At 69.6% G+C, this 25,706-nt stretch carries 25 protein-coding genes; 11 read left to right on the forward strand and 14 right to left on the reverse strand.

The window, feature by feature from the left end; genetic code table 11:
• Positions 1-245 precede the first annotated feature (245 nt).
• The gene (locus OGL92_RS09140) at positions 246-926 is read left to right on the forward strand and encodes a TetR/AcrR family transcriptional regulator (RefSeq protein WP_263143004.1); all 681 of its coding nucleotides are present in this window, start codon (positions 246-248) and stop codon (positions 924-926) included.
• 39 nt (positions 927-965) lie between these two features.
• Here OGL92_RS09140 and OGL92_RS09145 read toward each other — a convergent pair whose 3' ends face one another.
• The 3 genes from OGL92_RS09145 to OGL92_RS09155 all read right to left on the reverse strand — a co-directional run bounded on the left by OGL92_RS09145 (position 966) and on the right by OGL92_RS09155 (position 6,399).
• On the reverse strand, positions 966-1,364 hold the full coding sequence (locus OGL92_RS09145; RefSeq protein ID WP_263143006.1) for a hypothetical protein: 399 nt from the start codon (positions 1,362-1,364) through the stop codon (positions 966-968).
• A 62-nt stretch (positions 1,365-1,426) separates the two neighbouring features.
• Positions 1,427-4,357 (reverse strand): DEAD/DEAH box helicase family protein, encoded by a 2,931-nt coding sequence (locus OGL92_RS09150; protein ID WP_263143007.1) that lies wholly within the window; start codon positions 4,355-4,357, stop codon positions 1,427-1,429.
• Positions 4,354-6,399: a site-specific DNA-methyltransferase gene (locus OGL92_RS09155; RefSeq protein WP_263143008.1), complete on the reverse strand. Its 2,046-nt coding sequence runs from the start codon at positions 6,397-6,399 to the stop codon at positions 4,354-4,356. Before OGL92_RS09155 ends, OGL92_RS09150 begins: the two co-directional genes overlap by 4 nt.
• Before the next feature lie 124 nt (positions 6,400-6,523).
• Here OGL92_RS09155 and OGL92_RS09160 point away from each other — a divergent pair, with 124 nt between their 5' ends.
• On the forward strand, positions 6,524-6,997 hold the full coding sequence (locus OGL92_RS09160) for a transcriptional regulator (RefSeq protein WP_263143010.1): 474 nt from the start codon (positions 6,524-6,526) through the stop codon (positions 6,995-6,997).
• A 122-nt stretch (positions 6,998-7,119) separates the two neighbouring features.
• Here the strand turns inward: OGL92_RS09160 and OGL92_RS09165 are convergent, their stop codons facing one another.
• From OGL92_RS09165 to OGL92_RS09180, 4 genes are all read right to left on the reverse strand, one after another.
• Complete coding sequence (locus OGL92_RS09165; RefSeq protein ID WP_263143012.1) at positions 7,120-8,115, reverse strand: hydrolase; 996 nt, start codon at positions 8,113-8,115, stop codon at positions 7,120-7,122.
• Positions 8,116-8,192: 77 nt separating this feature from the next.
• Positions 8,193-8,801, reverse strand: coding sequence for a 16S rRNA (guanine(966)-N(2))-methyltransferase RsmD (gene rsmD / locus OGL92_RS09170; RefSeq protein ID WP_263143014.1), 609 nt, complete (start codon positions 8,799-8,801; stop codon positions 8,193-8,195).
• Positions 8,801-10,270 carry a pitrilysin family protein gene (locus tag OGL92_RS09175; protein WP_263143015.1) on the reverse strand — a complete coding sequence of 490 codons (1,470 nt, stop codon included), beginning with the start codon at positions 10,268-10,270 and terminating at the stop codon, positions 8,801-8,803. The genes rsmD and OGL92_RS09175 overlap by 1 nt, the downstream gene beginning before the upstream one ends.
• On the reverse strand, positions 10,263-11,618 hold the full coding sequence (locus OGL92_RS09180) for a pitrilysin family protein (RefSeq protein WP_263143017.1): 1,356 nt from the start codon (positions 11,616-11,618) through the stop codon (positions 10,263-10,265). The genes OGL92_RS09175 and OGL92_RS09180 overlap by 8 nt, the downstream gene beginning before the upstream one ends.
• A gap of 143 nt (positions 11,619-11,761) precedes the next feature.
• On the opposite strand from OGL92_RS09180, the gene ftsY reads away from it, so the two are divergent.
• From ftsY to rpoH, 4 genes are all read left to right on the forward strand, one after another.
• On the forward strand, positions 11,762-13,378 hold the full coding sequence (gene ftsY, locus OGL92_RS09185) for a signal recognition particle-docking protein FtsY (RefSeq protein WP_263143019.1): 1,617 nt from the start codon (positions 11,762-11,764) through the stop codon (positions 13,376-13,378).
• Between the two features lie 127 nt (positions 13,379-13,505).
• Positions 13,506-14,174 (forward strand): cell division ATP-binding protein FtsE, encoded by a 669-nt coding sequence (gene ftsE, locus OGL92_RS09190; protein WP_263143021.1) that lies wholly within the window; start codon positions 13,506-13,508, stop codon positions 14,172-14,174.
• The gene (gene ftsX / locus OGL92_RS09195) at positions 14,174-15,187 is read left to right on the forward strand and encodes a permease-like cell division protein FtsX (protein WP_263143026.1); all 1,014 of its coding nucleotides are present in this window, start codon (positions 14,174-14,176) and stop codon (positions 15,185-15,187) included. Before ftsE ends, ftsX begins: the two co-directional genes overlap by 1 nt.
• Before the next feature lie 112 nt (positions 15,188-15,299).
• The gene (gene rpoH / locus OGL92_RS09200; RefSeq protein WP_263143028.1) at positions 15,300-16,154 is read left to right on the forward strand and encodes an RNA polymerase sigma factor RpoH; all 855 of its coding nucleotides are present in this window, start codon (positions 15,300-15,302) and stop codon (positions 16,152-16,154) included.
• A gap of 225 nt (positions 16,155-16,379) precedes the next feature.
• Here the strand turns inward: rpoH and mtgA are convergent, their stop codons facing one another.
• Entirely contained in the window at positions 16,380-17,111 is a 732-nt protein-coding gene (gene mtgA / locus OGL92_RS09205; protein ID WP_263143349.1) for a monofunctional biosynthetic peptidoglycan transglycosylase, read from the reverse strand.
• Between the two features lie 114 nt (positions 17,112-17,225).
• Between mtgA and OGL92_RS09210 the strand changes: the two genes are divergently transcribed.
• The 5 genes from OGL92_RS09210 to OGL92_RS09230 all read left to right on the forward strand — a co-directional run bounded on the left by OGL92_RS09210 (position 17,226) and on the right by OGL92_RS09230 (position 21,049).
• Positions 17,226-17,597, forward strand: coding sequence for a DUF423 domain-containing protein (locus OGL92_RS09210; RefSeq protein WP_263143033.1), 372 nt, complete (start codon positions 17,226-17,228; stop codon positions 17,595-17,597).
• A 96-nt stretch (positions 17,598-17,693) separates the two neighbouring features.
• Complete coding sequence (gene thiS / locus OGL92_RS09215) at positions 17,694-17,894, forward strand: sulfur carrier protein ThiS (protein ID WP_263143352.1); 201 nt, start codon at positions 17,694-17,696, stop codon at positions 17,892-17,894.
• A gap of 47 nt (positions 17,895-17,941) precedes the next feature.
• Positions 17,942-18,736 (forward strand): thiazole synthase, encoded by a 795-nt coding sequence (locus OGL92_RS09220; protein WP_263143035.1) that lies wholly within the window; start codon positions 17,942-17,944, stop codon positions 18,734-18,736.
• Positions 18,737-18,812: 76 nt separating this feature from the next.
• On the forward strand, positions 18,813-19,523 hold the full coding sequence (gene trmB, locus OGL92_RS09225; RefSeq protein WP_263143037.1) for a tRNA (guanosine(46)-N7)-methyltransferase TrmB: 711 nt from the start codon (positions 18,813-18,815) through the stop codon (positions 19,521-19,523).
• A gap of 182 nt (positions 19,524-19,705) precedes the next feature.
• Positions 19,706-21,049: a DUF1329 domain-containing protein gene (locus OGL92_RS09230; RefSeq protein WP_263143038.1), complete on the forward strand. Its 1,344-nt coding sequence runs from the start codon at positions 19,706-19,708 to the stop codon at positions 21,047-21,049.
• A 75-nt stretch (positions 21,050-21,124) separates the two neighbouring features.
• Here OGL92_RS09230 and OGL92_RS09235 read toward each other — a convergent pair whose 3' ends face one another.
• From OGL92_RS09235 to metW, 6 genes are all read right to left on the reverse strand, one after another.
• On the reverse strand, positions 21,125-21,448 hold the full coding sequence (locus OGL92_RS09235) for a DUF3392 domain-containing protein (protein WP_263143040.1): 324 nt from the start codon (positions 21,446-21,448) through the stop codon (positions 21,125-21,127).
• A 24-nt stretch (positions 21,449-21,472) separates the two neighbouring features.
• Entirely contained in the window at positions 21,473-22,627 is a 1,155-nt protein-coding gene (locus tag OGL92_RS09240) for a GGDEF domain-containing protein (protein WP_263143041.1), read from the reverse strand.
• Between the two features lie 185 nt (positions 22,628-22,812).
• Positions 22,813-23,973 (reverse strand): radical SAM family heme chaperone HemW, encoded by a 1,161-nt coding sequence (gene hemW, locus OGL92_RS09245; RefSeq protein ID WP_263143043.1) that lies wholly within the window; start codon positions 23,971-23,973, stop codon positions 22,813-22,815.
• Between the two features lie 35 nt (positions 23,974-24,008).
• A complete protein-coding gene (gene rdgB, locus OGL92_RS09250; protein ID WP_263143045.1) occupies positions 24,009-24,611 on the reverse strand; it encodes an RdgB/HAM1 family non-canonical purine NTP pyrophosphatase in 603 nt (200 codons plus the stop codon).
• The gene (locus tag OGL92_RS09255; protein WP_263143047.1) at positions 24,608-25,027 is read right to left on the reverse strand and encodes a DUF4426 domain-containing protein; all 420 of its coding nucleotides are present in this window, start codon (positions 25,025-25,027) and stop codon (positions 24,608-24,610) included. The genes rdgB and OGL92_RS09255 overlap by 4 nt, the downstream gene beginning before the upstream one ends.
• A gap of 56 nt (positions 25,028-25,083) precedes the next feature.
• A complete protein-coding gene (gene metW / locus OGL92_RS09260) occupies positions 25,084-25,704 on the reverse strand; it encodes a methionine biosynthesis protein MetW (protein ID WP_263143355.1) in 621 nt (206 codons plus the stop codon).
• Positions 25,705-25,706: the final 2 nt, after the last annotated feature.

A 25,706-nucleotide genomic window follows, 5' to 3' on the forward strand; every position in this document is an offset into this window, starting at 1 on the left:
GGCGGGCAACTCCTCGGCGGTCGGGCGCGAAGGCGCCGGCCGTCCCGACGACAGGGGGATGCGGAGTTTTTAGAGTAATTGCTCTAACCTGTCAATCGTCGCACTTGGGACTAGGCTCAACGCCGTTCGGCGCCTGCTCCGGGACATTCCGGAAGTGTCGATGGGGTTCCGGTATCGGTCGATGTTTACGTGTACCTTTGCCGCTCGCCCATCCCCGCGCCCCACCGTCACGAGAACGAGTACAGATGGCAGCAACGAAAACCCGCGACCGCATCGTCCAGGCGAGCCTGGAGCTGTTCAACGCCCAGGGCGAACGCAACGTGACCACCAATCACATCTCCGCCCACCTGGGCATGTCGCCCGGCAACCTGTATTACCACTTCCGCAACAAGCAAATGATCATCGCCGAGCTGTTCCTGCAGTACGAGGACAAGGTCGACAGCGTGCTGCAACGGCCACCGGGCCGGGCCATGACGGTGGACGACAAGACCTTCTACCTGGAGTCGCTGCTGGCCTCGATGTGGCACTACCGCTTTCTCCACCGCGACCTGGAGCACCTGCTGGAAGCCGACCCGGAACTGGCCTGGCGCTACCGCTGGTTCGCCCGGCGCTGCCTCAACCGGGCCCAGGACATCTACCTGGGCTTCGTCGAGGCCGGCATCCTGCGCATGACCCCGGTGCAGATCGAGGCCCTGGCGCTGAACGGCTGGATCCTGATGACCTCCTGGGTGCGCTTTCTCTGCACCACCCGTGGCGACCCCGGCGACCTCAGCGAGGAACTGCTGCGCCGCGGCATCTACCAGGTACTGGCCCTGGAGGACGGATACATCGCCGAGGGCGCCCGCGCGGCGATCGACGCGCTGTACCGCCGGCTGCACGTGCCGCTGGACCAGGTAATCGCCGAGTCGCCGACCCTGTCCGTCTGAACCGCGGCTCCGGGCGACGCCGCCGCCCGGAGCCCGCCGTCACTCCTCGCGGAGCACCGGCGGGGGCGGCACCAGCGGATAGCCCGGGTCGTTGTCGCCGTCCCAGCGCACCAGCAGCGCCGATTGGCTGAAGTCGATCATCAGGCTGTCGTCGAGGGGGTAGAAGGCCTCGTAGAGCTCGCAGACGAAATGCAGCAGGCGTTGGCCGTTCTCCAGGCGCGCCAGGTCGTAGCGGGCCGCGCCATACGCCGGGTTGTGCACCAGCCGCTCGGCGAAGAACAGGGTGTTGCGCCACCAGACCTTTTCCTTGTCGCCCATCTCCCGGACCCCGTCCGGGTCGAGGGGCGGCTTGTAGTACAACTGCTCGTTGGCGCTGGCCTTCTGCTTGGCGAGTCGCGCCTTCAGGTCGACAACCTTGTTCGGATGGTTTTCCTTCATCGCTCATTCCCTATGAATTGCCTGTGTTGATCGAGCGGCGTCCGGCCCCCCATGGCCGGCGCCTATGACATGCCCGCGTCGCCCTCCAGCGGTAGCCGGCCCTGGTCGCCGGCTACCGCCGGTCGATTCAGGCAGGCGAGGGCGAGCAGGTCTTCCAGGCGCGCACCGCGGGCGCGCCATTCCTGGAACAGCGCCTCGCCGACCAGCGCATAGCGCCAGGGCAGGCCGTCCGGCCGGGCATCCGGCCAGGTGTCGAGGCGCGCGCACCAGGCCGCCGCCGCGGCGGCCTTGCGGCGTACGTCGGGGTGCCGCAGCTGTGCCTCGGCCTTGGTTTCCACCAGGTAGATCGCGCGTTCGCCGCGCACCAGGAAGTCCGGCGAGTAGCGTGCCTGGCGGCCGTCCTCGCGCAGGTAGTGCAGGTGCAGGAGGCCGTGGCGCTGCTCGCTGATGCGGCAGAACGCGCGGATGCCGGCGTCGGCGTCGGCCCATTCGATGAAGGCGCGCTCCAGGCCACCGTGGTGCGAAGGCAGCGGCAGGTGGGTGTAGATGCACTTGCGCACGCCGAGGGCGAGGCCGGTGCGCAGGGTCAGCTGCGGCACCTCCGACAGGCGGCTCAGGCACACCCGCGCGGCCTGCGTCGGCGCGCGGCGTTCGGCGCGCACCAGGGCCAGGGCGAACACCCGCACCAGGTGCTCGCTCACCGGGCGCACCAGCAGCAGTCGCCAGCCTTCGTCGACGAAGGGATCGAAGGGCCCGTCGAACAGCCGCTCGCGGATGTAGCGGTCGAGGCGCGCGGCCAGCCAGGCGGTGCGGGTCTGCAAGTAGGGATGCGGTTGGCGCGGCGCCACCCGGCCGCTGGCGGGCAGCGGCTGGCTCAGGGCCTGGGCGATGCGCCGGGTCAGCCGCGACAGCAGCTCGTTGTAGCCGCCGACCCGCATCACCGCGCCGTCCACCCGGTAGTCGCCGAACAGGGTGCTGCTCTGCAGGTCGAGGGAGGTGAAGGTGTCGCCCTGGCCGAGCAGCGCGGCCAGGGCGCGCCGGTCGAGGGCGGTGAACGGCGGCAGCGCGGCGTCGTCGAGGTCGGCGTAATCGGTGTGCTCCTCGGCCTCCTCCAGCAGGGTCGGCACGAGGAAGTCGAAGCGCGCGAAGTCGGCGCGCAGCCCCACCGTGGCCAGGTCGCCGGTGCCGGGGATCTCCGCGTCGCCGCTGTGGCCGAGCAGGCCGTCGGCGCGCAGGTCGTCGTAGAAGCGCTCGAAGGCCGGGTGCTCGATGATCGAGAGGATGTCGATCAGGCTCGCCGGCTCCTCGCCGCGGTCGATGCGCTCGCGGTTCTCCCGGCGCAGCTCGGCGTAGGCCTCGCCGCGCCACATCAGGCGCAGGCCGCGGCCCACGGTCTGTTCGACGAGGATCGAGGCGCGGCTGGCGCGCAGCGGCACGATCACGCAGATGGTGCTGACGTCGAAGCCCTCGCGGAGCATCAGCACGCTGACGATCACCCGTGGCCGCGCTTGCCGGTCGAGGTCGGAGAGGCGCTGGCGCAGCGGCGCCCACTCGCGCTCGCCGAGTTCGGCGCGGCGCCCGGAGTCGACCCGCAGCACGTCGTCCGCCGCCAGCCCTTCCTCGGCGAGGAACTCCGCCACCCGCGCGGAGACGGCGGTGTCCTCGCAGACGATCAGCAGCTTCGGCGGGCGCTGCGGGTCGAGGGCGGCGAAATCCCGCTCCAGCCGCGCGCGCTTGTTCAGCCCGGCGCGGATCATCAGCCGCTGGCCCTCGGACAGGCGCAGGCGGCCGTCCGCGTCGCGCTCGGCGAGGTAGTCCAGGGGCAGCGCGGCGATCTCCTTGCGGCGGTCGAGCACCAGCGACTTCACCAGCCCGGCGCGCAGCGCGCGCTTGAGGTCGAAGTCCACCAGGATGTGCGGGAAATAAGCCTTGCGGCCGCCGCCGAGGTCGTTGTACGGGGTGGCGGAGAAGTCCACCTGGACGAAGCGCCGGCCCTTGCCGGCGGCCAGGCGCAGCAGGCTCTTCTGCCATTCCACCTCGCTGTCGTCCTCGCCCACCCCGTGCACGTGGTGCGCCTCGTCGTTGAACACCAGTAGGTCCGGCAGCGCGGCCAGGGCGAGCAGCGGATCGCCGCGGGCGTGGCGCCGGTCGAGGCGGTCCAGGTCGTTGCCGGCGCTGCGCCCGGGGCTCAGCGGCAGCACTCGGTAGGCGCCGCGGTATTCGGCGGCCAGGGGCGAGGCCTCGTCGTCGGCGGCCTCGGGGTCGCCGCCGGCGTCGGCCAGCAGGTGCCAGTTGGTCAGCGCCAGCAGGCCGTTGCCGGTGCACTTGCGGCCGATCTCGTGCTTCTCGCAGAGGTTGCCGAGGACGAACTGGCGCAGCGGCTCGCGCAGCTCGGGCGGGACGAACAGCTCGGCGTGGCGGTTCAGGTCGGCGCTGTCGGCGTCGCGCCCGCCGTCGGCGCGGCGCTTGCCGAGGAAGGCGTCGAGCAGGCGTTCGTAGACCACCAGCCCCGGCGCCACCACCAGGAAGCGCCGGCCGAAGCGCGGGTCCTCGCGGCCCTCGGCCAGGGCCGCGCGGTGGTTGGCCCACTGCCAGACCAGCAGCGCCTGGAGCACCCAGGTCTTGCCGGTGCCGGTGGCCATCTTCAGGCAGTACTTGGGATGGGCGTGGCGCGGCCGGGCGAGTTCGGCGCGCAGCGTCGGGTCGGCGTCTTCCAGCAGGCCGAGGCGCGCGTGGAGGTCGGCGAGGTCGGCGGCGCCGAGCACCTCGTGGGCGATCAGCGTGTGCAGGATCGCCTCGCGCTGGCCGGCGTGGAAGTTCACCGGCCGCGCGGCGCAGGCCTCGGCACCGAACCACCAGCGCAGCAGCCCGGCGCTGGTCGGGGTGAGGCGCTGGAGGATCTCCGCGCGCTCCTCGTCCAGCCCGGCGCAGAGCCGCGCGGCGAGGCGTTCGAGGGCGCCGGCGAGGCGCAGCGGCTGGAGGGCGGCGCTCATGGGGCGACCTCCGCGACGTCCAGGCTGACTTCCGCCTCGAAGCCGAACACGTCCACCGCCCGCACGCAGAGGCGTCGCGGCCCGGCCCGGTAGGGCACCGCGAAGCAGGCCTCGGCGGTCACCCGCAGCGGGTCGGCATCGCCACGGGCGGCGTTGCCGCGATAGTCCTGCCAGACCGAGCGGAACACCTCGCCGTCGTAGTCCGGGTCCACTGCCCAGTACTCGATCAGCGCCAGCGGCTCGGCGTTCATCACCCGGTGCAGCTTGGCGCGGTTGGCTTCGTCGAGGTTGATCGCCTCCGGCGACAGCAGCACGTAGTTGGCCAGGCGCACCCGCAGGTGTTCCCGGTCGCCGTGCGGACGGCGCTCCACCGGGTGCAGGCTGAGGTATTGCAGGCTGGAGAAGCGCACCTGCAGGCGCAGGCGCTCCAGGCCGCCGCGCTTGAGCCGGTCGAGCAGGTCCGGCGGGATCACCAGCACCTCCAGGCGCGGGTCGGCGAGGGCATCGATGCTCTGGCCGATGGCCGGGTCGAAGTTCCAGCCGAGCACCACCACCTTGTCCCAGCCGCCGAGCAGGCTGTCGCGCAGGGCCACCGCGCGGCGCAGGGTGGCGCCGCCGGTGAGCTTGTTCGGCGAGTCCACCAGCACCAGGGTGCGGCGGCCCTCGTCGAGGGCGCCGAGGTTGCGCAGCGGGTTGTCCTCCGCCGGCAGCGGGCGCGCGCCGAACAGCGAGAGGACGATGCCGGAGAGGTCGCCGATGCGGAAGCTGCGGCCCAGGGTGCTCTTCGCCGCCTCCAGTTGGTAGTCGCCGATGGCCTGGTAGAGGAACGGCCGCGCGCCCTGGTCGATCAGGCGCTTGCGCATGATCATGCAGGCCGGCTTGCCGAGGTCGCTGGTGATCCAGCGCCGGCCGAGGCGCTCGGCCACCGCGGCGGTGGTCCCGGAGCCGCCGAAGAAGTCGGCGATCAACTGGTCCTCGCGGGTCGAGGCGGCGATCACCCGTTCCAGCAGACCGCTGGGTTTCTGCGTGGCGTAGCCGATGCTCTCGTTGCTCTGCAGCGAGCGCACGTCGGTCCAGACGTCGCGGCAGCGCACGCCCTCGGGGTTCTTGTAGAGCTTCTTGCCGGGGACCTTGCCCGGCTCCACCAGCAGCAGGCCCTTCTGCAACCAGTCGAGGGCGGTGGCCAGGGGCATGCGGTAGCCGTTGCGCGGCAGCTTCTCGCCCAGGCCGAGGTCGTAGACGTACCCGCCGCCGCCGGGGTTGTCCACCGGCGCCAGGCGGTAGCGGCCGCCGGCGTCCTGGCGGTTGTAGAGCTTGTCGCTGGCGCCGCTGAAGGCCTGGAAGACGTCGTTCCACACCGGCTCCACGCCGCCCTTGCGGTAGAAGAACAGGGTGTCGTGGGACTTGATGAATTTCTTGTTCTTCGCCGAGGTGTCGCCCACCGCGCCCTGCCAGATCAGCTCGTTGACGAAGTTCTCCTTGCCGAACACCTCGTCCATCACCAGCTTGACGTAGTGCCCGACGTGCCAGTCCAGGTGCACGTAGATCGAGCCGTTGGCGGCCAGCAGCTCGCGCATCAGCAGCAAGCGCGGGGTGATCATCGCCAGGTAGGAGGCGGTGCCCTCGGACCAGGTGTCGGAGTAGGCGAACTGCTCGATCACCGTCGGCCGCTGTTCCAGCTCGACGCCGGGGAGGACCACCTTGGTGCGGTAGTCGGCCTTGGAGTCGAACGGCGGGTCGATGTAGATCAGGTCGATGCGGTTGCGCAGGCTCGCGGTGTGCTCGTCGCCGGCCAGCAGCGCGGCCATCGCCAGCAGGTTGTCGCCGTAGATCAGGCGGTTGCTCCAGGCGTCGGCGTCCGGCGCCTGGGGACGCAGCCCGTCGACCCAGTCGGGCATCGCCGCGTCGCGGGCCGGCAGCACCCACTCGCGGGTCTGCAAGGCCACCCGATGGCGACCCTCCAGACTTTCGAGGATGCGTTCGGCCTGTTGTCGCCCTCGGGCGACGATCTCGGGGAGTTGCTCCAGCAGACTTTTGGACATGGATCACGCACCGGCGGATTCGTGACCGAAAGTCTATCCAAAACTTAACCGATTAATCCATACGATTACGTAATTGGTTTGCAATTTCCCGTAACGTTCGCGCTTTTACCCCAGTGCCCGCCCGATGAATAACGCCAAGATGAAATTCGCCGAACGCCTGCAGGACGCCATGCGCCGTGCCGGCTACGAACCCCGCCCGGCCGTGCTGGAGCGTGAGTTCAACCTGCGTAGCTGGGGCCGCACGGTCACCCTGCACGGGGTGCGCCGCTGGTTGCGCGGCGAGACCTATCCCTCGGAGGACAAGGTGCTGGTGCTCGCCGAATGGCTGAAGGTGCCGCCGCAGTACCTGCGCTTCGGCACCGACGTCGATAACCGCATCAACGAATACGAACAGCGCTGGAAAGACCTCAACTACCTCGAGCGGGAAACCATCGACGCCTTCCTCTGCCTGCCGGCGAGTCAGCGCAAGATCGTCCGCGAGGTGATCTTCGCCTTCTCCAAGGTGGCCCGGCAGGAAAACCCCGACGAGACGCCGCTCTCCGAGCGCGTGCAGCAGGCGCGCCCGGTCGAGCCGGGCGAAGCGGACGACGCCGACTGAGCCGGGCCGCTCGACGCCCGCTGCCCTGTCTGTCCGCTCGGGTTCCCGCCCGGTCGGGCCTTCACGCTAGGTAATCCCGCGTCGAACCGCTTCCCGCTCGGCGCGGCCTCGCGCCGTGCCCTTCAATCCGCCGCGGCGGCCAGCCAGGCGGGAATCCGCCGTTCCAGGTAATACCCCGGCGCCCCGGGCGACCCCTCGACGAAGCCGACGTGACCGCCATGGGGCCACAGCTCGAACCGGGTGCAGGCGGACAGCTCGGCCGGCTCCGGCAGGCTGTGGCGGAACACGAAGGGGTCGTCGGCCGCCTGGATCAGCAGGGTCGGCGTGCGGATCGCGCCCAGGTAGTAGCGGCTGGAGGCGCGCCGGTAGTAATCCTCGGCGTCGCGGTAGCCGTGCAGCGGCGCGGTGAAGCGGCCGTCGAAATCCCAGAAGGTGCGCAGGCCCTCCAGGGAGCCCAGGCGCTCCAGGGCCGACAGGTGCTCGACCTGGCCCTGGCGGACGAACAGGCGCTGCTTGTCCTTCACGTAGGCGAGCATCTCGCGCATGAAATGCGCCTGGTAGAGCCGCGAGAAGCCCAGGCCGATGCGATCGGCGCAGTGGTCCAGGCGGAACGGCACCGACACCGCCACCGCCGCCCGCAGCGGGCATTCGCCGCCGTGCTCGCCCAGGTACTTGAGCAACACGTTGCCGCCCAGCGAATACCCCACCGCGTACAGCGGCGCCAACGGCCGCTGCGCCTGCAGGTGCGCGACGGTCTCGGCGAGGTCGTCGCTGGCGCCGGAGTGGTAGGCCCGCGGCAGCCGGTTGGGTTCGCCGGAACAGCCGCGCCAGTTGAGCGCCACGCTGGCCCAGCCCCGGGCCGCCAGGCGCTGCTGGAGGCCGAGGACGTACAGCGAGGACGAGGAGCCGGTCAGCCCGTGCAACGCCAGCACCAGGGGGGCCTCGGCGTCGTGGGGGCCGTGCCAGTCCAGGTCGAGGAAGTCGCCGTCCGCCAGCCACAGCCGCTCGCGCCGCCGTTGCAGGGCCGGCGGGCGCCGGCAGAACGGCGACCAGAGGGTCTGCAAGTGCGGGCCGGGTAGCCACCAGGCGGGGCGGAAGGGGGCGTCGGGTGCGGTCATGGCGAGTTCAGCGCGGCACGGTCGGCCATGCTAACGCGCCGGCGCGGTGCCGGGCAGCACCGCCGGCGCGCCGGGGGTCAGCCGCGCTGCCAGAGTGCGTAATGCACGTGGCCGGCCTTCTTCTCGCGGTGCAGGCGCCAGTTGCCCGGCAGGCCCAGGCCGGAGGGCGGGGTTTCGCTTTCGCTGTAGATCCAGGCGTGCTCGGCCAGCCAGCCGCGCGCTTCCAGGCGCTCGCAACTGGCCAGCAGCAGGTTCTGGTGGAAGGGCGGGTCGAGGAACACCAGGTCGAAGGGCTGCGCGGGCTGGTTTTCCAGGTAGCGCAGCACGTCGCCCTGGACCACCTGGCCGCGGTTGCAGCCGAGGGTGTCGAGGTGGCTGCGCAAGGCTGCCAGGGCCTCGCCGTTGGTGTCCAGGGCCAGGGCCTGGGCGGCGCCGCGGGACAGCGCCTCGAGGAATAACGCGCCGCTGCCGGTGTAGGCGTCCAGCACGCGGGCGCCCTCCAGGTGCGGCGCCAGCCAGTTGAACAGGGTCTCGCGGACCCGGTCCGGGGTCGGGCGCAGGCCCGGCCCGTTGGGGAAGGCGAAACGCCGGCTGCGCCATTCGCCGCCGATGATGCGCAGCGAGCCCTGGCCGCCATGGGGTCTGGCGGAGGAACCGCGGGCCGGTTTCACGCTCTGGCCGCGCATCAGTGCTCCGGCACCGACAGCGGCTGCTGGCGCGGCGTGGCGGTGGGCGACGGCAATTCCTGCTGCGCCACGCTCGGCCCGGCGCTGACGATCACCAGGGCGTCGGGGTCGAGGTGCTTGGCCATCGCGGCCTTCACCTGCTCGACGTCGAGGCTCTGCACCTTGGCCATGAAGTCCTCCAGGTAGGTCAGCGGCAGGTCGTAGAAGCCGATGGCGCCGAGTTGCCCGACGATGTCGGCGTTGCTCGCGGTGGACAGCGGGAAGCTGCCGGCGGTCTCGCGCTTGGCGTCGTCCAGCTCTTTCTGGGTCGGTCCCTTGGCCAGGTACTCGGCGAGGATCTGGCGCACCAGCTTGAGGGTGTTCTCGCTGAGCTCGGCGCGGGTCTGCAGGTTGATCATGAAGGGGCCGCGCGCCTGCATGCCGGTGAAGGCCGAATAGACGCCATAGGTCAGCCCGCGTTTCTCCCGCACTTCCTCCATCAGCCGGGTGCCGAAGCCGCCGCCGCCGAGGATCTGGTTGCCCAGGTAGAGCGCCGGCCAGTCCGGGTCGTTACGCTCGATGCCGAGCTCGGCGAGCATCAGGTGGGTCTGGCTGGAGGGGAACTCGATGTGGCTGGGGCCGGGCTTGGGCGCCACCGGGGCGGCCACCTTGGGCAGCGCCGGTCCCTTCGGCAGGGCCTTGGACACCTGCGCGGCGACGGCTTCGGCCTCCGCGCGGCTGAGGTCGCCGACCAGCGCGATCACCGTGTTGCCGGCGCTGTAGGCCTTGGCGTGGAAGGCGCGCATGCGCTCGGCGTTCAGGCCCGGCAGGGAGCGCTCGTCGCCGTCGCTCGGGTGGGCGTAGGGGTGATCGCCGTAGAGCCGCTTGAACAGTTCGTTGGCGGCCAGCTTGCCGGGGTTCTGCTTCTGGAACTCGAAGCCGGCGAGCACCTGGTTCTTGATCCGCGCCAGGGAGTCCTCGGGGAAGCTCGGCTGGCCGACCACCTCGGCGAACAGGTCGAGGGCCGCCTTGCGCGTGTCCGGCGCGCTCAGGCTGCGCAGGGAGGCGACCGCCATGTCGCGGTAGGCGCCGTTGCCGAACTGCGCGCCCAGGCCTTCGAAGCCCTGGGCGATGGCGGTGGCGTCCTTGCCGGCGACGCCTTCGTTGAGCATGGCGTTGGTCAGCATGGCCAGCCCCGGCGCGTCGCCGTCCTGGCTGCTGCCGGCGGCGAAGGTCAGGCGCAGGTCGAACATCGGCAGCTCGGAGGCGGCGACGAACAGCACCTTGGCGCCTTCGGCGGTACGCCAGCTCTGGATGTCCAGCTTGCGCCGGCTGGGCGCCTGGCCGTCGAGGGCGGCGAGGGATTCCAGCGCCGGACGCGGCGCGGGGTCCGCGGCCAGGGCCGTGTGGGCGGTGACGGCGAACAGGCCGCCGAACAGGATCGGGGCCAGGCCGAGCAGGCCGGAACGCAGGCCGTTACGCTCAGTCATGGGGGGCTTCCTCGGGCAGAACTTGGGCCACGCTCAGGCGCGAGCGGGTGAAATAGGTGGCGGCGGCGGCCTGCACGTCGGCCGGGGTCACCGCTTCCAGGGCGGAGAGCTCTTCGTCCATCAGCTTCCAGGACAGGCCGACCGTCTCCAACAGGCCGATGGTGTTGGCCTGGCTGGCGATGGAGTCCCGCTCGTAGACCAGCCCGGCGATCACCTGGGCGCGCACGCGCTCCAGTTCCGCGGGGCTCGGCGGGTTCTTCTTCAGCTCGTCCAGCTGGCCCCAGAGGCCGGCTTCCACTTGCTCGAGGGTCTTGCCCTTCTGGGTGTTCGGCGTGGCGGTGAGGATGAACAGGCTGTCGCCGCGGGTGAAGGCGTCGTAGCTGGCCGAGGCGCCGCTGACCAGCTCCTCGCCGCGCTCCAGGCGCGAAGACAGGCGGGCGCTGTAGCCGCCGTCGAGCAGCGCGGCGATCAGGCGCAGGGCCTGGGCTTCGTGGGGCTTGCCGGCGGTGGCCAGGCTGGGGACGTTGAAGCCGAGTATCAGGCTCGGCAACTGGGTCTTGAGGTGCAGCTGGATGCGCCGCTCGCCGGGCTCGGCCAGCTCCAGCGGGCGCTTGGCCGGCGGCACCGGGCGGCTCGGGATGGCGCCGAAGTACCGCTGCGCCAGGGCTTTCACTTCGCCCTCGGTGACATCGCCGACCACCACCAGGGTGGCGTTGTTCGGCGCGTACCAGGCCTGGTGCCAGGTACGCAGTTCCTCGATCTTCATCCGCTTGAGGTCTTCCATCCAGCCGATGGTCGGCGTGTGGTAGCCGCTGGCGGGGTAGGCCATGGCGCTGAAGCGCTCGAAGGCCAGGGCGCCGGGCTTGTCGTCGGTGCGCAGCCGGCGTTCTTCCTTGATCACTTCGATTTCCCGCTCGAACTCGTCGGCGGGCAGGGCGAGGCTTCCCAGGCGATCCGCCTCCAGCTCCAGGGCCACCGGCAGGCGGTCGCGGGCCAGCACCTGGTAGAAGGCGGTGTAGTCGTCGCTGGTGAAGGCATTCTCCTCGGCGCCGAGGTCGCGCAGCACCCGCGAGGCCTCGCCGGGGCCCATCTTGCTGCTGCCCTTGAACATCATGTGCTCCACCGCGTGGGACAGGCCGGTCTGGCCGGGCGTCTCGTAGCTGGAGCCGACTTTGTACCAGAGCTGTGAAACTACCACCGGGGCGCGGTGGTCTTCTCGGACGACCACCTTGAGGCCGTTGTCGAGGCTGAATTCGTGTGTGGCTTGCGAGTCGGCGGCGTCGGCCAGTGCCGGCACGCAGAGGATGCCGAGCAGCAGGCCGGCCGTACGGCGGGCGATGACATTCATTGGTATTTCGGACCTTCTGAGCGGCCCGGGCGCTTTTGGCGCCTGCGGGCGAAGAGGTGCTAGGATACCCCATCCTTTTACGGGGCGGCGATGCAGGCCGGGCAAGGCCCGGCGCGAGCGCCCCCTTGAGATGCAAAGCACCCATGTTTGGTTCCAACGACGACAAGAAAACCCCGGCCGAGGCCGGCGAGAAGAAATCCCTGTTCGGCTGGTTGCGGCGCAAACCCCAGGACACGCCCGCCGAGCCGGCCGCGGAACCGGAAAAACCCGCTGCCGAGGCGTCCGAGCCGGTCCAGGCCGCACCGCTGGCGCAGCCCGTCCCCACCGAGGACGCCGAGCTGCCGGCGCCGGCCGGCGCGCCGAGCCCCGCTGCGGCCTCTGCCCCCGTCGCGCCGTCCCAACCCGCGCCCACCGAAGACGCCGAGCTGCCGATACCGGCCGCCGAGGCGATCCCCGCTGAGCCGTCCCTCGCGCCCGTTGCCGCGCCCACCGAGGATGCCGAGCTTCCGACCCCGGCCGTCGAGCCGGCCTCGCGCGAATCGGATGCGGAACGGGCCCCGCTAGCGCCCGAGCCGCTCGAGGCGCGCGCGTCCTCGCCGCTGGCCGCGCCGCCCGTGGAGGCGCCGCCGGCGATGCCCGCCACGCACACGGCGATCACCGCCGACCCCGAGCTGCCGGCCAGTCCGGCGCCGGCGGAAACGCCCCCGCCGGCCCGTGGCGGCTTGTTCGCTCGGCTGATCGGCGGCGAGCCCGCGCCTGTCCCGGCGGAGCCCGAGGCGCCGACCGCGGTCGCCCCGGCCGAACCCCGCCCGGCCCCCAGCGAAGAAGCCAGGGGCGGATTCTTCGCCCGCCTCAAGCAGGGTTTGTCGAAGACCAGCGCCAGCCTGGGCGAGGGCATGGCCAGCCTGTTCCTCGGGCGCAAGGCCATCGACGACGACCTGCTCGAGGAGATCGAGACCCGCCTGCTCACCGCCGACGTCGGCGTCGAGGCCACCGGGGTCATCGTGCAGAGCCTGACCCGCCGCGTGGCGCGCAAGGAACTCAACGACAGCGGCGCCCTGTACAAAGCGCTGCAAGAGGAGCTGGCCGCCCTGCTGCGCCCGGTGGAACAGCCGCTGCGCATCGAGGCCGGCCGCGCGCCCTACGTGATCCTGGTGGTCGGCGTGAACGGCGCCGGCAAGACCACCACCATCGGCAAGCTGGCGAAGAAGCTGCAGCAGGACGGCAAGAAGGTCATGCTCGCCGCCGGCGACACCTTCCGCGCCGCCGCCGTCGAGCAGTTGCAGGTGTGGGGCGAACGCAACGCCATCCCGGTGATCGCCCAGCACACCGGCGCCGACTCCGCCTCGGTGATCTTCGACGCGGTGCAGGCCGCCAAGGCCCGCGGCGCCGACGTGTTGATCGCCGACACCGCCGGGCGCCTGCACACCAAAGACAACCTGATGGAAGAGCTGAAGAAGGTCCGCCGGGTGATCGGCAAGCTCGACCACAGCGCGCCCCACGAGGTGCTGCTGGTGCTCGACGCCGGTACCGGGCAGAACGCGATCAATCAGGCCCGGCAGTTCAACCAGGCGGTCAGCCTCACCGGCCTCGCCCTGACCAAGCTGGACGGCACCGCCAAGGGCGGGGTGATTTTCGCCCTGGCCAAGCAGTTCGGCCTGCCGATCCGCTACATCGGCGTCGGCGAAGGCATCGACGACCTGCGCACCTTCGAGGCCGAGGCCTTCGTCCGGGCCCTGTTCGCCGAGCGGGACGCCTGACCTTGGCCGCTGCGCGCGCCGGCGGCGCGGCCTCGCGCCGGAAAAGAGCCCCCATCGCCCCCACCAGGATGCTGCGCCCGGCCGCTTGCGCGGACGGGCATGCGCACAGCCGAGGTCGAGTCCCTTCATGATCCGTTTCGAACAGGTCGGCAAGCGTTACGCCAACGGCCATGTGGGTTTGCACGAACTGAGTTTTCGCGTGCGCCGCGGCGAGTTCCTCTTCGTCACCGGGCATTCCGGCGCCGGCAAGAGCACCCTGCTGCGCCTGTTGCTGGCGATGGAGCGGCCCACCACCGGCAAGCTGCTGCTGGCCGGCCAGGACCTGGCGCAGATCACCAACGCGCAGATTCCCTTCCTGCGTCGGCAGATCGGCGTGGTGTTCCAGAACCACCAGTTGCTGTTCGATCGCACGGTGTTCAACAACGTCGCGCTGCCGTTGCAGATACTCGGCCTGTCCAAGCCGGAGATCGCCAAGCGGGTCGGTGTCGCCCTGGAGCGGGTCAGCCTGGCGGATAAGGCCGAGCAACTGCCGGCGGACCTGTCCACCGGCCAGCAGCAGCGGGTCGGCATCGCCCGGGCGGTGGTGCACCGGCCGGCGTTGCTGCTGGCCGACGAACCCACGGGTAACCTCGACCCGCGTCTGGCGGCGGAGATCATGGGCGTGTTCGAAGACATCAACCGGCTCGGCACCACGGTGCTGATCGCCAGCCACGACCTGGCGCTGATCGCGCGCATGCGCCATCGCATGCTCACCCTGCAACGTGGCCGCCTGATCGGCGACGGGGAGGCCAACTGATGAGCGCCACGCGCAACTCCCAGCCGCAACCGGCGGAACGCGTCGGCGCCGCGCCCAAGGGGCCGCCGCAGAAAGGCGACGAGGGCCCCGGCTTCCAGCAACTGTTCCACGCCTGGCTGGAAAGTCACCGCGCGAGCCTGGTGGACAGCCTGCGCCGGCTGGCGCGGCAACCGATCGGCAGCTTCTTCACCTGCTTGGTGATGGCCATCGCGCTGTCGTTGCCGATGGGCCTGTCGTTGCTGCTGAACAATGTCGAGCGGCTCGCCGGTTCCTGGCAGCGCGCGGCGCAGATCTCCCTGTACCTGCACATGGAGACCGGCGAGACCGAGGGCCAGCGCCTGCGCGACGAAATCGCCGGCATGCTCGACGTCGCCGAGGCCGAGTGGATCAATCGCGAACGCGCCCTGGCGGAATTCCAACAGGACTCCGGCCTCGGCCAGGCCCTCAAGGAACTGCCGGACAATCCGCTGCCCGGGGTGATCCTGGTGACCCCCGCGGAAATCGATCGCGCCAAGCTGGAGGCCCTGCGCACCCGCCTGGCGGAGTTGCCGGGCGTCCAGCAGGCGCAACTCGACCTGGTCTGGGTGGAGCGCTTGGGGGCGATCCTCAAGCTGGGCGAGCGTTTCATCTTCGGCCTGACCCTGCTGCTGGTGCTGGCCCTGCTGCTGGTGATCGGCAACACCATCCGCCTGCACATCGAGAATCGTCGCAACGAGATCGAGGTGATCAAGCTGGTGGGCGGAACCGATGGCTACGTGCGGCGTCCCTTCCTTTATATGGGCGCGTTGTACGGCGTCGGCGCCGGCCTGCTGTCCTGGCTGGTACTGGCCTACGGGCTGCATTGGCTGAACGACGCGGTGACCCGCCTGGCCGGCCTCTACGGCAGCGATTTCGCCCTCACTGGCGTGCCGGTCGGCGACGGCTTCTCCCTGTTGCTCGGTGCGGTGCTGTTGGGGTACATAGGCGCCTGGCTGGCCGTGGCGCGTCATCTGAGCGAACTGGCGCCGCGCTGAGCGGGCTATCGATGCGGTCGATGAGCACTATCTGTAAAGGAACTTTTCCAGTGGTGTTGCCTCTCAAGGGCCAGTGCTACACTGCGGACGTTTCGTGAATCGGAGGATTCGCATGACCACTTCATTGCAACCTGTCTATGCCCTGGCGCCGGGAGCGAATCTCGAAGCCTACGTGCACGCGGTCAACAGCATCCCGCTGCTGAGCGCCGAACAGGAGCGCGAACTGGCCGAGAGCCTGTTCTACCAGCAAGATCTGGAAGCGGCCCGGCAAATGGTGTTGGCGCACCTGCGCTTCGTCGTCCATATCGCCCGGAGCTATTCCGGTTACGGCCTGGCCCAGGGCGACCTGATCCAGGAAGGTAACGTCGGCCTGATGAAGGCCGTGAAACGCTTCAACCCGGAAATGGGCGTGCGTCTGGTGTCCTTCGCGGTGCACTGGATCAAGGCCGAAATCCATGAGTTCATTCTGCGCAACTGGCGCATCGTCAAGGTCGCGACCACCAAGGCGCAGCGCAAGCTGTTCTTCAACCTGCGCAGCCAGAAGAAACGCCTGGCCTGGTTGAACAACGACGAAGTGCACGCGGTGGCCGAGAGCCTGGGCGTCGAGCCCCACGAAGTGCGCGAGATGGAAAGCCGCCTGACCGGCCAGGACATGGCCTTCGACCCGGCGTCCGACGCCGAGGACGATGCGGCCTACCAATCGCCGGCCCACTACCTCGAGGATCACCGCTACGATCCTGCGCGCCAGCTGGAAGAGTCGGACTGGAGCGACAGCTCCAACGCCAACCTCCACGAAGCGCTGGAAGGCCTGGACGCACGCAGCCGCGACATTCTCTACCAGCGCTGGCTGGCGGAGGAGAAAGCGACCCTGCACGACCTGGCGGCCAAGTACAACGTGTCCGCCGAGCGTATTCGCCAGTTGGAAAAGAACGCCATGAACAAGCTCAAGGGCTTCATCCAGGCGTAATCCGCAAGGCCCGCGAAAGCCGCACCTCGGTGCGGCTTTTTGCTGTCTGGGGTTCGGCAACCCGAAGCAACCGAGGAGCGCTGCCCGCCCCGATCCCGCCGTGAAGGTGGCGGATACCCGTGACCGGTATTTCTCGATCCGCGGCGGTGCGCAGGCAGGGATGCGTGCGTGTTCGGCCAGCCTGGCGGCGCGGCTCCTCCGACGAAGGATACCGATGGCCCTCGGCTAGCGGGGTGTCCGCGGCCACCAGTCGGGGTAGCGAGGGGCGAGCCGTTCCAGGTAGTGGCTGCCGCCCAGCTGGTAGCTCTGTCGGCGAATCCAGCCCGCGCGGCGCGCGACATAGGCGCCAGGCCGGCTCGGGCTCCACTCCCGCGGGTTGGGCAGCACCGCCGCCAGCAGGCTGGCCTGCTGGGCCGACAGGTAGGGCGCGTCGACGCCGAAATGCTGGCGGGCCGCCGCTTCCGCGCCGAACACGCCGTCGCCCCATTCCACGCTGTTCAGGTAGACCTCGAGGATGCGCTGCTTCGACCAGCACAGCTCGATCAGCGCGGTGAACCAGGCTTCCAAGCCCTTGCGCAGCCAACTGCGGTCGGACCAGAGGAACAGGTTCTTCGCCACCTGCTGGCTGAGGGTGCTGGCGCCGCGCAGGGTGCCGCCGCGCTCGTTGTGGGCGATGGCGGCCTGGATGGCGCCGACGTCGAAGCCCCAGTGCTCGGCGAATTTCTGGTCCTCGGCGGCGATCACCGCGATTTTCAGGTCGTCCGGCAGCTCCCGCCAGGGCCGCCAGTCGCGGCGCAGTTCGATGGGCGTGCCGTCGATCCAGGATTCCACCTTGCGTTCGAGCATCAGCGCGCTGCCCGGCGGCGGAATCCAGCGCAGCGCCAGGACCACCAGGGCCGAGCCCGCGGCGAACCAGGCGATGCAGACGAACAGGCGGCGGAACAGGGTGCGGATCATGCGCGGCTTGGCCTGGGAGTCGGAGCGGGCCATTATACAGGCCGCGCCCGAACCCGCCGCCTGCCGGTGCCGGGACCTGCGTCGCGGGCGCGTTCGTCCTTCACGGAGATTTCCATGGCTCGACTGTTCCTGTTGCTGGCGGCGTTCGCCGGATTCAGCGGTGTCGCCCTCGGCGCCTTCGCCGCCCACGGCCTGCGCAGCCGCCTCAGCGCGGAATACCTGGCGGTGTTCCATACCGGCGTGCAGTACCAGTTGGTCCACGCCCTGGCGCTGCTGGGCGTCGGCCTGCTGGCGCTGCAGGCGCCGAGCCGCGGCCTGGGCTATGCCGGCGGCGCCTTCGCCTTGGGCATCCTGCTGTTTTCCGGCAGCCTGTATGCCCTGACCCTCAGCGGCGTCGGCAAGCTGGGGATGATCACGCCGATCGGCGGGGTGGCATTCCTGGCCGGCTGGCTGTGCCTCGGCCTGAGCGCCTGGCGCCTGGCCTGAGCGCCGCGGCGGCGGGATGAATGGTGTCCTTTAGCCTTGGTCGTCGTCGCGGTTGGAGCTAGAATGCCGACCCCCTCACAGTTGCGACCGTCCGTCATGCGCATTCAGTTGAACGGTGAATCCTTCGAGCTGCCCGATGGCGAACACGTCGCCGGCCTGCTCGAGCGATTGAACCTGACCGGCCGACGCGTCGCGGTCGAGCTCAACCTGGATATCGTGCCGCGCAGCCAGCACGCCGCCACCGCGCTACGCGAAGGCGACCGCGTCGAAGTGGTGCACGCCATCGGCGGCGGCTAGGGCTTCGCCGGTCAACCCTTCCGCGCCCGCATTAGAGGAATCCCACGATGAGCCACGTTCTGCGCGACAAGCCCTTCACCCTGGCCGGCCGTACCTACGGGTCGCGCCTGCTGGTGGGGACCGGCAAGTACAAGGACCTCGACGAAACCCGCCGCGCCATCGAGGCCAGCGGCGCGGAGATCGTCACCATGGCGGTGCGGCGCACCAACCTCGGCCAGAACCCCGGCGAACCCAACCTGCTCGACGTGCTGCCGCCGGACCGCTACACCCTGCTGCCGAATACCGCCGGCTGCTTCGACGCCGACGAGGCGGTGCGCACCTGCCGCCTGGCGCGCGAGCTGCTGGACGGCCACACGCTGGTCAAGCTGGAAGTCCTGGCCGACCAGAAGACCCTGTTCCCCAACGTGATCGAAACCCTCAAGGCCGCCGAAGTGCTGGTCAAGGACGGTTTCGACGTGATGGTCTACACCAGCGACGACCCGATCATCGCCCGCCAGCTCGCCGAGCTCGGCTGCATCGCGGTGATGCCGCTGGCCGGCCTGATCGGCACCGGCCTGGGCATCTGCAACCCCTACAACCTACGCATCATCCTCGAGGAAGCGAAGGTGCCGGTGCTGGTGGATGCCGGCGTGGGCACCGCGTCGGACGCCGCCATCGCCATGGAGCTGGGGTGCGACGGCGTACTGATGAACAGCGCCATCGCCCATGCGCAGGACCCGCTGCTGATGGGCGAGGCGATGAAGCACGCGATTCTCGCCGGGCGCATGGCCTACCTGGCCGGGCGCATGCCGAAGAAACTCTACGCCAGCGCTTCCTCGCCGCTGGACGGCTTGATCCGCTGATTCCTCGGGCGGGCGGCGTGCCCGCTCCCAGGGTTGACCGGTGCCCAGGCGCACCCTTCGAACACACAGGTTTTTCATGAGCGAACCACAGGCGCGGCCCGAGGCCGAACGGCCCCAGCGCACCATCAAGAGTTTCGTGATGCGCGCCGGGCGCATGACCGAAGGCCAGCAACGCGGGCTGGATCAGGGCTGGCCGCGTTTCGGCCTGGAGCTGGCCGGCGGTCGCCGCGATTTCGCCGAGGTCTTCGGCCGCCGCGCGCCGCTGACCTTCGAGATCGGCTTCGGCATGGGCCATTCCCTGCTGGAAATGGCCGCCGCGGCGCCGGAGCAGGACTTCATCGGCGTCGAGGTGCACAAGCCGGGCGTCGGTGCCTTGCTCAACGGCCTGCTCGGCCAGGGCTTGAACAACGTGCGGGTGTATAGCTGCGACGCCCTGGAGGTGCTGCGCGACTGCGTCGCCGACGCCAGCCTGGACCGCCTGCTGCTGTTCTTTCCCGACCCCTGGCACAAGTCCCGCCACCACAAGCGGCGCATCGTCCAGCCGGCGTTCGCCGAGCTGGTGCGGCAGAAGCTCAAGCCCGGCGGCGTGCTGCACATGGCCACCGATTGGGAGCCCTACGCCGAGCACATGCTGGAGGTGATGAACGTGGCCCCCGGCTATCGCAACCTGGCGCCCGACGGCCGCTGGGTGGAGCGCCCGGCCGAGCGCCCGGTGACCAAGTTCGAGCGGCGCGGCGAGCGCCTCGGGCATGGCGTCTGGGACCTGAAGTTCGAACGTATGGCATGAACCGTTGCAACGGCGGGCGCCCGGGCGTCCGCCGGTAATACCGCACTACCCATAGACCGGGCCCACCCGGCGTACAAGACGGTACCTCACCTCGAAAGCAACTGAGCTGCCTCGGCCCACGGGCCGCCGGCATAACAAAAAAGCGTGCGCGGCCTTTCGGTCAGCGCCGCAAGGAGAGCGCTGTGTTGAAATCCTTAGGGGCATTGTTATTGGCCGCCTGCGCCCTGCAGGCCCAGGCGGAAATCGCGGAATCCCAGGCTGTGCGCCTGGGCAAGGAACTCACGCCGCTGGGCGGGGAGCAGGCCGGCAACGCCGCCGGCACCATTCCCGCCTGGAACGGCGGTCTGGCCACGCCGCCGGCCGACTACCGGCCGGGCATGCACCATCCCGACCCCTTCGCGGCCGAGAAGCCGCTGTACGTCATCGACGGCAACACCCTGGAGAGCCACCGGGCGAAGTTGCCGGCGGGGCTGGCGGACCTGCTGGTGCGTTATCCGGACTACCACGTGCGGGTGTTCCCCACCCATCGCAGTGCGGCCGCGCCGCAGCGCATCTACGACGCCACCCGCTACAACGCGACCCATGCGCGGCTGATCTCCGGCGGCAACGGCGTCGAGGGCGCGGCGGCGGGGATTCCCTTCCCGCTGCCGGCGACCGGCCAGGAGGCGATCTGGAACCACATCATGCGTTACCGTGGCGACCAGATTCACTTCGTCACCAACCAGGCCGCGGTGCTGGCCAACGGCGGCTACAACCTGCTCAAGCTGGATCGCGACGTCTATTTCGTCTATGGCCGCGACGGCATGACGCCCCAGGAGCTGCAGAACACCCTGTTCTACTACAAGTACACGGTGATCGCGCCGTCGCGCCTGGCGGGCTCGGCGCTGGTGGTGCAGGAGACCCTGGACCAGGTGCTGTCGATCCGCAAGGCCTGGCGCTTCAACCGCAGCGAGCGGCGCGTGCGGCGCCTGCCGATGCTGGCCTACGACGCGCTGCAACCGGATACCAACGGCATGGCCACGGCGGACATGGTGGACGCCTACAACGGGGCGCCGGATCGCTACGAGTGGACGTTGCGCGGCAAGCAGGAGATGCTGGTTCCCTACAACAGCTACCAGGTGCACCAGAAGGGCATTCCCTACGAGCGCATCCTCAAGACCAAGTTCGTCGACCCCGAGCTGCTCCGCTATGAATTGCACCGCGTCTGGGTCGTGGATGCCGAACTGCGCAAGGGCTTCGGCCACCCCTTCGGCAAGCGGCGCTTCTACCTCGACGAGGACAGCTGGCAGATCCTCGCGGTGGACCTGTACGACAAAGCGGGACAACTGAGCGGCTTCCAGGAAAGCCACCCGATCAGCTACTACGACGTACCCATGTTCGGCAGCACCCTGGAAACCCTGTACGACCTGACCGGCGGCCGCTACTTCGTCGACGGCATGGACAACAACGAGCCGATGTACGACTTCCACGCGCCCCTCGGGCCGCGGGATTTCACCCCCCAAGCCTTGCGTCGCGAAGGGATCTGAACGACTTTCGCTTTCCGGCCTGCCTGGCCATCCGCCGCCTTCGGGCGGCTTTTTTTCGTCCGCGCGAAAGGCGCTTCAGCTGCGCTCGGCGAGCAGGCCGATCAGGCACAGGCTCAGCAACAGCACCGGCGCCAGGGTGTAGTTGTTGAAGTAGCCGAGGCCCTTGGCCACCCAGGGCGTGAAATAGATCATCGCCAGACCGTAGCCGAGCATGCACAGGACGACGAACAACAGGCTGCGCAGGACCACGTTGAGCCCGCCCAGGCGCTGCTGCACCCGGGCGTTGATGCCGGGGCCGAGCAGCACCAGCAGGGTGGCCATCAGCGCCAGGGCGATCTCGGACAGGTGGCCGCGGCTCCAGCGCGACAGGCTGGCGATCAGGTCGAGGGCGTAATGCATGGGAAGGTTCCTTGTGAACGTGCGTCAGGCCGAGACGACCCGGTTGCGCCCGGCGCGCTTGGCTTGGTAGAGCGCGGTGTCCGCGCGCTTGAGCCATTGCTCCAGGCTTTCCCCAGGTTGCGCGGTGGCGGCGCCGATGCTGACGGTGATCGGCAGCGGCTCGGCGTCCGCTGCGCGGTAGGGGCTTTCGGCGACCCGTTCGCGCAGGCGGTCGCCCACCCGCGCGGCCTGGTCGGCGTCGGTGTTGCGCAGCAGCAGGACGAATTCCTCGCCGCCGTAGCGGCCGAGCGCCTCGTTGGCGCGCAGGCCGGTGCCGAGCACGCGCACCATGTGCTTGAGCACCTCGTCGCCGGTCTGGTGGCCGCGCTCGTCGTTGACCCGCTTGAAGTGATCGATGTCCAGCAACAGCAGCGACGCCGGCTCGCGGCCGGCGGCCAGCTCGTGGGTGGCCATGTCGATGACGATGTGGCGGGTGTAGGCGTTGGTCAGCGCGTCGTGGCTGAGCTGGTGCACCAGCAGCGCATGCAGCCGTTCGTTGAGCATCAGGATGAAGCCCACCGAGATGCAGATGGCCAGCAGGCTGTGGGTGGAGAAATACAGCACGTTGATCAGGGTCGGCGCGAGGAAGTCGCCGCTCTGGGCCGGCACGACGAGGGTATTGAGGATCCGCAGGCAGGAGATCAGTACGTCGAAGAACACGCTGCCGGCGGTGAACAGGTAGGGGAACTGCGCGCGGTCCTCGTCCCGCGGGCGGTAGCGCACCACGTTCACCCCGAAGTAGGCCATCAGCGCGCCCGACAGCGCGGAGAAGATCACCACCCGCGCCGCCAGTTGGTCGTTCAGGTAGAAGAAGTAGAACATCGCGAGGTTGGCCAGCAGCACGCTGCCCGCCAGCCAGGCGGTGCGCGGCGGGCGTTCGAAGAAGCAGCGGCCGCCGGCGCAGATCAGCGCGATGGCGGTGAGCGCGGCGAAGTTCGCCAGCACCAGGGAGAACAGATCGGGAATCACCGAGCGCAGCCCGTAGCACACCGAGGCGATCGCCACCGTGAACATCGAGGCGCTCCAGTAGCGCGCCCCGCCGACCCGCTCGCGCACCGAGCTGGGCATGGCGAACAGCACCACCGCCATCAGCAGGCTGAGGGCGGAGAGGATGAAAATGATGCTGCGCGGATCCAACACTATGGCCGGGCCTCGGGTGGTCTGTCGGCGAAAGCGGCATAGCCTACCGGAATGGTTGGGCGTTTGCGCAAGGCGGCGCAGGACTTTCTATTCGCCGGTTTTCCGGCGTCAGCGGCTCGGCGAAAAACCCCGGGAAAGCCCGGCCCACGGGTTGTCCATGGGTTCCCGGAGGCGCGAGCCTTGGCTCAGGGAAGGAACAGTTGCAGCAGGTCGTTGAGGAACAGCTGGCCCTCGGCGGTGGCCGCCAGGCGGCCGGGATCGGCGCGCAGCAGCTTGCGCGCCTCGGCGTCGCGCCGGGCCTTCGCCAGCACCGTCAGGGGCAGGCGGGTGCGCGCGACGAACAGCTCGGCCGCGACGCCCTCGCTCAGGCGCAGGGCGTTCATCAGGAACTCGAAGGGCAGTTCACCGGCGTCCAGTTCGCGCTCGCCGGCGAGGAACGCCTTGCCGGCGTCCAGGTAGTCCTTCGGCAAGCGGGTTTTCCAGGTGCGGCGGATGCGCCCGTGGGGATCGCTGAGCTTGCCGTGGGCGCCGGCGCCGATGCCGAGGAAGTCGCCGAAGGTCCAGTAGTTCAGGTTGTGCCGTGCGCGCCGGCCCGCGCGGGCGTAGGCGGAGACCTCGTACTGGGCGAAGCCCGCGTCGGCCAGCAGGGCCTGCCCGGCCTCCTGGATGTCCCACAGCAGGTCGTCTTCCGGCAACTGCGGCGGCTGGCTCCAGAACACCGTGTTCGGCTCCATGGTGAGCTGGTACCAGGACAGGTGGGTCGGCCCCTGGTCGATGGCGATGCGCAGGTCGTCCAGGGCCTCGGCGAGGCTCTGGCCGGGCAGGCCGTGCATCAGGTCGAGGTTGAAGTTGTCGAAGCCGGCCCGGCGCGCCATGTCCGCCGCGCGGATGGCCTCGTCGCCATCGTGGATGCGGCCGAGGGCCTTGAGTTTGTCGCCCTGGAAACTCTGCACGCCGATGGACAGGCGATTGATGCCCAGGGCGCGGTAGTCGGTGAACTTGGCCTGCTCGAAGGTTCCGGGATTGGCCTCCAGGGTGATCTCGATGTCGTCGGCGAAACCGACGCGCCGCTCGACGCCTTCCAGCAGCCGGCCAAGGGCGCGGGCGGAGAACAGGCTGGGGGTGCCGCCGCCGAAGAAGATCGAGCCCAGGGCGCGGCCGTGGACCTGGGCCAGGTCCTGCTCCAGGTCGGCGAGCAGCGCGTCGACGTAGGCCTCTTCCGGCAACTCGGCGCTGGCCGCGTGGGAATTGAAGTCGCAGTACGGGCACTTGCGCACGCACCAGGGGATATGGATGTACGCGGCCAGCGGCGGCAGCGCGAAGGCCGGGCTCGGCTCAGCGGCCATCGCGCGGGTGCTCGTGGTGGGACCGGCCGCGGGCTTCACGCATCGGCGAGGCCCAGGCGCTGCTTGAGCAGGACCATGGCGCGGGCGCGGTGGCTGAGCAGGTTCTTCTCCGCCGGTGCCAGCTCGGCGCTGGAGCAGCCGCGTTCGGGCACCCAGAACAGCGGGTCGTAGCCGAAGCCCTGGGCGCCGCGGGCTTCGCGCAGGATGCGCCCGTGCCAGAGCCCTTCGCAGAGGATCGGCAGTGGGTCGTCGGCGTGGCGCACCAGGGCCAGCACGCAGACGAACTGGGCGCCGCGCTGGTTTTCCGGTACCGCGTCGAGGGCCGCCAGCAGCTTGGCGTTGTTCGCCGCGTCGCCCTGGCCGTCGGCGTAGCGCGCGGAGTAGATGCCCGGCGCGCCGCCCAGGGCGTCCACCGCCAGGCCGGAGTCGTCGGCCAGCGCCGGCAGGCCGGACAGCCGCGCCGCGTTGCGCGCCTTGAGGATGGCGTTCTCGACGAAGGACAGGCCGGTTTCCTCCGGCTCGACCTGGCTGAATTCGCCGACCGAGCGCAGGCGCACGGTCTCGCCGAGCATGGCCTGGAGTTCCTTGAGTTTGCCGGCGTTGTGACTGGCCAGCACCAGTTGGGTCAGGGTCTTCATTCGTCGGGGAACATTTCCTGGTTGAACTCGAAACGGTGCGGTGCTTCGTCGCCCTGGCGCACTTCCAGGCTGAAACCCAGCACTTCGCGGCTCTCCAGCGGGAATTGCGCCAGGTGGTAGAGGGCGTCGCCCTCGCTGACGTCCTTGAACTGCAAGGGCGTACGCTTGCCGAGCAGGTCCTTGATCTCGCCGCTCACCTGCGCCGGCACCGGTTTGCCGCCCTTGAGCACGGCGACGTTCACCACCCCGAGGGTCTTGCTGCGCACCAGGCCGGATGCGGCGGCCACGTCGGGCTGGAGAAAGCCGGAGTTGAACACGTTGTAGTGCACGTCGAGGTCGCCGAAGCGCTGCAGGCGTTCGGCGGCGGCGGGTAACGCCAGGCACAGGGCGAACAGGAACTGGAAGAAGCGGCGCATGGGGGGTTCCTCTATGGAGCCGGCGGCGGGCCGGCGTTGACGGATGGCCGTGCGGTTCAGATGGCCAGGCGGTGGTCCTGCACGCGCGGACCGCTGACCCGGTAGATGCCGATCTCGCCCAGCAGGTTCGGCCAGGCGCGGCTGGCCCAGCCATGGCGATGCTGGCGGTCCACCGCGAGGCGGTCGAGCACCTTCACCTGCATCTGGTGGCACAGCGCCTCGAAGTCCTCGAAGGTGCAGAAGTGGATGTTCGGCGTGTTGTACCAGGTATAGGGCAGGAACTCGGACACCGGCATCCGGCCCTTGCTCGCCAGGTACCAGCGGCAGCGCCAGTGGCCGAAGTTGGGGAAGGTGATGATGCACTGGCGTCCGACCCGCAGCATTTCCTCGAGTATCCGGTCGGGGTAGTGCACGGCTTGCAGCGCCTGGGTCATCACCACCACGTCGAAGCTGTCGCTGGCGAAGTTGCCGAGGCCCTTGTCGAGGTCCTGCTCGATGACGTTGACGCCCCGCTCGACGCAGCGGGCGATGTTCTGCGCATCGATTTCCAGGCCGTAGCCGCTGACCTGCTTGTGGTCGCGCAGCCAGGCGAGCAGTTCGCCGTCGCCGCAGCCCAGGTCGAGCACCCGGCTGCCGGCGGGGATCCAGTCTTGGATGATGTCCAGGTCGGCGCGCATGC

It is taken from the genome of Pseudomonas sp. RIT-PI-AD (assembly GCF_025642785.1).
Taxonomy (GTDB): Bacteria; Pseudomonadota; Gammaproteobacteria; order Pseudomonadales; family Pseudomonadaceae; genus Pseudomonas_T.

Bases quoted from the DNA above. Each gene is read 5' to 3' on its own strand.
- hemW (WP_263143043.1), bottom strand. From the start codon at position 23,973: ATGGCCGCTGAGCCGAGCCCGGCCTTCGCGCTGCCGCCGCTGGCCGCG.
- OGL92_RS09165 (WP_263143012.1), bottom strand. From the start codon at position 8,115: ATGACCGCACCCGACGCCCCCTTCCGCCCCGCCTGGTGGCTACCCGGC.
- OGL92_RS09175 (WP_263143015.1), bottom strand. From the start codon at position 10,270: ATGACTGAGCGTAACGGCCTGCGTTCCGGCCTGCTCGGCCTGGCCCCG.
- OGL92_RS09255 (WP_263143047.1), bottom strand. From the start codon at position 25,027: ATGCGCCGCTTCTTCCAGTTCCTGTTCGCCCTGTGCCTGGCGTTACCC.
- trmB (WP_263143037.1), top strand. From the start codon at position 18,813: ATGAGCGAACCACAGGCGCGGCCCGAGGCCGAACGGCCCCAGCGCACC.
- ftsX (WP_263143026.1), top strand. From the start codon at position 14,174: ATGAGCGCCACGCGCAACTCCCAGCCGCAACCGGCGGAACGCGTCGGC.
- OGL92_RS09160 (WP_263143010.1), top strand. From the start codon at position 6,524: ATGAATAACGCCAAGATGAAATTCGCCGAACGCCTGCAGGACGCCATG.
- OGL92_RS09210 (WP_263143033.1), top strand. From the start codon at position 17,226: ATGGCTCGACTGTTCCTGTTGCTGGCGGCGTTCGCCGGATTCAGCGGT.
- ftsE (WP_263143021.1), top strand. From the start codon at position 13,506: ATGATCCGTTTCGAACAGGTCGGCAAGCGTTACGCCAACGGCCATGTG.
- OGL92_RS09180 (WP_263143017.1), bottom strand. From the start codon at position 11,618: ATGAATGTCATCGCCCGCCGTACGGCCGGCCTGCTGCTCGGCATCCTC.
- OGL92_RS09235 (WP_263143040.1), bottom strand. From the start codon at position 21,448: ATGCATTACGCCCTCGACCTGATCGCCAGCCTGTCGCGCTGGAGCCGC.
- OGL92_RS09155 (WP_263143008.1), bottom strand. From the start codon at position 6,399: ATGTCCAAAAGTCTGCTGGAGCAACTCCCCGAGATCGTCGCCCGAGGG.
- OGL92_RS09145 (WP_263143006.1), bottom strand. From the start codon at position 1,364: ATGAAGGAAAACCATCCGAACAAGGTTGTCGACCTGAAGGCGCGACTC.
- OGL92_RS09220 (WP_263143035.1), top strand. From the start codon at position 17,942: ATGAGCCACGTTCTGCGCGACAAGCCCTTCACCCTGGCCGGCCGTACC.
- OGL92_RS09150 (WP_263143007.1), bottom strand. From the start codon at position 4,357: ATGAGCGCCGCCCTCCAGCCGCTGCGCCTCGCCGGCGCCCTCGAACGC.
- rsmD (WP_263143014.1), bottom strand. From the start codon at position 8,801: ATGCGCGGCCAGAGCGTGAAACCGGCCCGCGGTTCCTCCGCCAGACCC.
- rdgB (WP_263143045.1), bottom strand. From the start codon at position 24,611: ATGAAGACCCTGACCCAACTGGTGCTGGCCAGTCACAACGCCGGCAAA.
- thiS (WP_263143352.1), top strand. From the start codon at position 17,694: ATGCGCATTCAGTTGAACGGTGAATCCTTCGAGCTGCCCGATGGCGAA.
- ftsY (WP_263143019.1), top strand. From the start codon at position 11,762: ATGTTTGGTTCCAACGACGACAAGAAAACCCCGGCCGAGGCCGGCGAG.
- OGL92_RS09140 (WP_263143004.1), top strand. From the start codon at position 246: ATGGCAGCAACGAAAACCCGCGACCGCATCGTCCAGGCGAGCCTGGAG.
- rpoH (WP_263143028.1), top strand. From the start codon at position 15,300: ATGACCACTTCATTGCAACCTGTCTATGCCCTGGCGCCGGGAGCGAAT.
- metW (WP_263143355.1), bottom strand. From the start codon at position 25,704: ATGCGCGCCGACCTGGACATCATCCAAGACTGGATCCCCGCCGGCAGC.
- mtgA (WP_263143349.1), bottom strand. From the start codon at position 17,111: ATGATCCGCACCCTGTTCCGCCGCCTGTTCGTCTGCATCGCCTGGTTC.